The sequence below is a fragment of the Acinetobacter sp. AL9 genome, assembly GCF_041464035.1.
GTDB lineage: Bacteria > Pseudomonadota > Gammaproteobacteria > Pseudomonadales > Moraxellaceae > Acinetobacter > Acinetobacter towneri.
Map to the genome: position 1 here is coordinate 1 of NZ_JAYFSK010000151.1, position 662 is coordinate 662.

The 662-nt window shown below is 35.2% G+C and carries 1 protein-coding gene and 1 pseudogene; both read right to left on the reverse strand.

Annotated features, from left to right (window positions below; translation table 11 throughout):
• Positions 1-82: 82 nt before the first annotated feature.
• Positions 83-385, reverse strand: a complete 303-nt coding sequence (locus ACEO2X_RS14045) for a hypothetical protein (protein WP_371972174.1) — start codon at positions 383-385, stop codon at positions 83-85.
• A 173-nt stretch (positions 386-558) separates the two neighbouring features.
• Positions 559-662, reverse strand: a pseudogene (locus ACEO2X_RS14050) (IS701 family transposase); the annotation flags it as partial.

Here is a 662-nt window from a genome sequence, read left to right on the forward strand (position 1 = left end):
CAAGAGATGCGATGGATGTCTGATGATTTGTAGTCATAAATTTAAGTCCCCACTTGTTTCTAAGTGGGGACTAAATTAAGGCTTATAGGATGAATTCAGAAGGTGTGTTCAGCGGACGCTTACGCTTATTTTTGACCACAGCAGCATGATTTTTATCACCCATTTTCCAAGCACCGCCATGTACCATCATCATGAGCGGGGCTGGTGTTTGATCTGTGAGTACTTTGGCAGGGAAATAGACATCCATCACTTGTTGAGGATGAGATCCATAAGCCACATTTTTCAAAGTCTGCACTTTGGTAAATGTATTCGGCTCCAAAGCATGGAGCGATGTCGATGAATAGAAACAAAGTAGGGAAAAGATTGGCACAAGATTTTTTTTCATTTTAATAATCCTTTAATTTTAAATATTATCAATGTTTATAATTTTTATGATCCACTGATGTATCAACAGTAATACGTTAATTGATTCATACCTGCTTAAAAAGAGTAGAGAAGTTTGTCGGTGACATTGATCTTTTTGTCTTTTGATTAAAATAATATAGGACTTACGCACTATTATTTATAGATTCTCTGTGGTAGCAGATGATTTTTATCGAGAATAAAGTCATCAATGAAGTTTTTGATAACTGGTCTAAATAATTTCTTCTGCCAACGATATA

Bases quoted from the DNA above. Each gene is read 5' to 3' on its own strand.
- ACEO2X_RS14045 (WP_371972174.1), bottom strand. From the start codon at position 385: ATGAAAAAAAATCTTGTGCCAATCTTTTCCCTACTTTGTTTCTATTCA.